The sequence below is a fragment of the Streptomyces spongiae genome, assembly GCF_009377185.1.
Lineage (GTDB): Bacteria > Actinomycetota > Actinomycetes > Streptomycetales > Streptomycetaceae > Streptomyces > Streptomyces spongiae.
On sequence record NZ_VJZC01000778.1, the window covers coordinates 1 to 3,861 of the forward strand.

Genomic DNA, 3,861 nt, shown 5'->3' on the forward strand with positions numbered 1-3,861 from the left:
GAGGTGGGGGCAGTCGGAGCTGATCGCGTTGATGGCGGACAGGTGTGGGGTCTCGGGCGATGCGAGGGTCACTTCCGGGCTGGATGTCATCGATCCGGAACGCACTCTGGCGGGCCTGGACGCCTTTGCGGAACGTCTCGCGGAGGTCGCGCGGCGTAGGGTTCCGGTGCTTCTCGGGACCGGGCATCCGCATCGGCTGCTCGGGTTCTACGGCGGCCTGGCAGACGCCTTGTCGGCGGCGGGGTGTGAGATCCTCACCCCCGCGATGGGTAGACGTGTCGACATAACGACCCGGTTCGGTCTACGCACGCACAACCTCGACTACGCGCGAGGAGTCGCGCTGGTACGCGAACCCGGCGCTCGAAGCTCCGGTTGTGAGACCGGCGCACACACACATTCACCGCTCCCGGTTCGTACCGTTCTGGCTGCCGCCGCCGAGGGTGGAGGGCCGCTCCCGGGGCTCGTCATCGGGGACCACGGCTGGGTCTGCGGAGCAGGTCAGCTGGGGTTTGAGACGATGGGGCTGGCGGATACGGACGATCCCGCGCTCTTCGTCGGGGAGGCAGAGGGGCGGGTGTCCGTCGTCGTTCCACTTGATGACGCTGTGCGGTCTGATTACTACCGACCGCTTACCCGCTACGTACTCAATCGAGCGTGTCTGTCACAGTAAGGCGCCGATGCCATCCCCTCTTCCCCACTCGCATCACCCGCCCCTACATTGGGGAGTGAGCACGCAGCGACGAAGAGTCACCGGAAGGGGAAGCCGGCGGCCGTCGAGTGCGGAAGGTTCAGGTGTGTCATGGCTGCAGCTGGCGAGAGGCCTCTGAACGAGGTTCAGTTCCTTACCGTGGCGGAAGTCGCCTCGGTGATGCGAGTGTCGAAGATGACCGTGTACCGGTTGGTGCACAGCGGTCATCTGCCGGCGATCCGGGTGGGGAGGTCCTTCCGGGTGCCGGAGCAAGCTGTCCACGAGTACCTCCGCGAGAGTTACGTGGGGGTGGAGACAGCCTGACGGCGTACGGGTGTTGAGGGGTCGCGGGCTTCCTGCGGGACGCCCGGGGCTCCTCGGCTCCCACCTCGATTACGAGCTCAGCGCTCGGGCGGGTAGGCTAGCCCCTCGTAGGTCGTGTGGGCCCATGGCCCTCAGCACCGAGTGATGAGAAGTGAGCGAGGGTAGTCGTGGGCTCTGTTATCAAGAAGCGGCGCAAGCGGATGGCCAAGAAGAAGCACCGCAAGCTGCTCAAGCGCACCCGCGTTCAGCGTCGCAACAAGAAGTAAGGTCGGCCCCACGGGTGGTTCTTCCGCCCGGAGGCTGACCGCTCTGCGCGAGCGCTTCGACAGTGCGCTCTGTGGCCCCCCACCAGCCGGTGGGGGGCCACAGTCATACCGCCGTGTCGTACGACTGCCGGAACCTGCCGTCCTGCCGTACGACAGCCGGAACTCGTCACTTCATGCAGTGGGCGGTCATCACAGCGCAACATCGACCCGCTAACGTGGCCGAACACACGGGAAACACGGCAGAGTACGAGCAGCACTCCACACGTAGGTGCCGACGTCTGAAAGGAAGGCGTTGATCTTGGGCAAGGTCGTACTCGTGACCGGGGTGGCCCGTCAGCTGGGAGGTCGGTTCGTACGACGGATCCAGCGTGACCCGGAGGTCGACCGTGTGGTCGCGGTGGACGCGGTGCCGCCCGAGCACCATCTCGGTGGCGCGGACTTCGTACAGGCCGACATCCGGCAGCCGACGATAGGGCGCGTGCTGGCCGAGCACGGCGTGGACACCGTGGTGCACATGGACGTCACGGGCACCCCGCTGGGCAGCGGCAGCCGGACCACGGTCAAGGAGACCAACGTCATCGGCACCATGCAGCTGTTGGGCGCCTGCCAGAAGTCCCCGGCCGTCAAGCGGCTCGTGGTGAAGTCCAGTACGAACGTGTACGGGTCGGCGCCGCGAGATCCGGCCGTTTTCACCGAGACGACCCCGCCCAAGTCGCTGCCGAGCGGCGGCTTCGCGAAGGACACGGTCGAGGTCGAGGGGTATGTGCGCGGGTTCGCGCGTCGGCGGCCCGATGTGGCCGTGTGCGTGCTGAGGTTCGCGAACATCCTGGGGCCGAGCGCCGACTCCCCGCTCGCCTCGTACTTCTCGCTGCCGGTGCTGCCGACCGTGCTCGGCTACGACCCGCGGCTGCAGTTCGTGCACGAGGACGACGTGATCGAGGTGCTGCGGATCGCCTCGCACGAGCCGCGGCGCGGCACGCTCAACAGCGGCACGTTCAACGTCGCCGGCGACGGGGTCCTGCTGCTGTCGCAGTGCGCGCGCAGGCTCGGGCGGCCCACGGTGCCGCTGCTGATGCCCGCACTGACCTGGGTGGGTTCCGCGGTGCGTACCCTGGGGGTCACGGACTTCTCGCCGGAGCAGCTGAGGCTGCTGACCCACGGGCGGGTCGTGTCGACGGCCCAGATGCGCGAGACGCTGGGCTACAAACCCAAGTACACGACGACGGAGACGTTCGCGGACTTCGCTCGCAGCCGTGGTCCGGGACTGCTGCCGCCGGAGGCCCTTTCGAGGGCCGTCGACCGGATCGCCGCACTGCCCGCCCTGGGCGGTGGCCGGCCCCCGACGCAGAGCGCCAACTGAGGAGCGCATCAACGATGGCGGATGCCAAGGTCATTCCCTTCGACGACGACCGGTCGCGCGCCGGTGCCCCGCAGCGCCCGCCGCGCCGCCGGAGTGGCGCGGGGAACCGGCGCAAGGGTGAGTCCGCGCTGGTCCGTGAGGTCCAGGCACTGCCGGAACGGCCGCTCGGGCAGGATGATGTTCCTGTGACGGGTGAGCAGCCGGAGGCGCCGGAAGGGCCTCAGAAGTCCCAGGACGGTGGTCTGGAGCGCCGTATCGCCGGAGGGCTGGCCTTCCTGCGGAAGCGGCTGACGGGCGACTACGAGGTCGACGACTTCGGGTACGACGCCGAGCTGACCGACCAGGTCCTGATGTCGCTGCTGCGGCCGGTGTACGAGAAGTACTTCCGGGTCGAGGTGAAGGGCGTCGAGAACATCCCGTCCGAGGGCGGGGCGCTGATCGTCGCCAACCACTCCGGCACGTTGCCGCTGGACGGCCTGATGATGCAGGTCGCGGTGCACGACAACCACCCGGCGGGGCGCCACCTGCGGCTCCTGGCGGCCGATTTGGTGTTCATGCTGCCGGTGGTGAACGAGCTGGCCCGCAAGGCCGGTCACACGCTGGCGTGCGCGGAGGACGCCGAGCGACTCCTGGCGCGGGGTGAGCTGGTCGGGGTGATGCCCGAGGGGTTCAAGGGCATCGGCAAGCCCTTCAACGAGCGCTACAAGCTCCAGCGCTTCGGTCGTGGCGGCTTCGTGTCGACCGCGCTGCGGCAGGGCACGCCGATCATCCCGTGCTCGATCGTGGGCGCGGAGGAGATCTACCCGATGATCGGCAACGCGAAGACGTTGGCGAGGCTGCTGGGCTTCCCGTACTTCCCGATCACGCCGACGTTCCCGTGGCTCGGTCCGCTGGGTGCGATTCCGCTGCCGACGAAGTGGACGATCCAGTTCGGCGAGCCCATCCCGACGGACGGCTATCCGCCGGAGGCCGCCGAGGACCCGATGCTGATGTTCAACCTGACGGACCAGGTCAGGGAACAGATCCAGCACACGCTGTACAAGTTGCTGGTGCAGCGGCGGTCGGTGTTCTTCTGAAGGTCGTCTCGTAGGTGGTACGGCGGTGGGAGCGCCCCTTCTGTCTGGGGCACCCCCACCGCCGTACCGCTGGGAGCTAGTTCGCGTCCTTGTTGTCGATGCCCAGGCCGGGCAGGAGGCCCGGGAGGAGCGGGGGCAGCGTGACGT

The 3,861-nt window shown here is 68.0% G+C and carries 5 protein-coding genes; all 5 read left to right on the forward strand.

The genetic code is table 11. From position 1 onward, the window contains the following. Nucleotides 1-670 (forward strand): phosphatase (locus FNH08_RS46560; protein ID WP_152777830.1); only part of this gene is annotated, 670 nt, incomplete at its 5' end. Nucleotides 671-799: 129 nt separating this feature from the next. Further along, nucleotides 800-1,012: a helix-turn-helix domain-containing protein gene (locus FNH08_RS46565; RefSeq protein WP_004984898.1), complete on the forward strand. Its 213-nt coding sequence runs from the start codon at nucleotides 800-802 to the stop codon at nucleotides 1,010-1,012. A gap of 167 nt (nucleotides 1,013-1,179) precedes the next feature. Beyond that, nucleotides 1,180-1,278: a 30S ribosomal protein bS22 gene (locus FNH08_RS46570; RefSeq protein ID WP_003948845.1), complete on the forward strand. Its 99-nt coding sequence runs from the start codon at nucleotides 1,180-1,182 to the stop codon at nucleotides 1,276-1,278. 298 nt (nucleotides 1,279-1,576) lie between these two features. Beyond that, nucleotides 1,577-2,638, forward strand: a complete 1,062-nt coding sequence (locus FNH08_RS46575; protein ID WP_152777832.1) for an NAD-dependent epimerase/dehydratase family protein — start codon at nucleotides 1,577-1,579, stop codon at nucleotides 2,636-2,638. A 14-nt stretch (nucleotides 2,639-2,652) separates the two neighbouring features. Next, nucleotides 2,653-3,714: a lysophospholipid acyltransferase family protein gene (locus FNH08_RS46580; RefSeq protein ID WP_152777834.1), complete on the forward strand. Its 1,062-nt coding sequence runs from the start codon at nucleotides 2,653-2,655 to the stop codon at nucleotides 3,712-3,714. The last annotated feature ends 147 nt before the right edge of the window (nucleotides 3,715-3,861 follow it).

Bases quoted from the DNA above. Each gene is read 5' to 3' on its own strand.
- FNH08_RS46565 (WP_004984898.1), top strand. From the start codon at position 800: ATGGCTGCAGCTGGCGAGAGGCCTCTGAACGAGGTTCAGTTCCTTACC.
- FNH08_RS46580 (WP_152777834.1), top strand. From the start codon at position 2,653: ATGGCGGATGCCAAGGTCATTCCCTTCGACGACGACCGGTCGCGCGCC.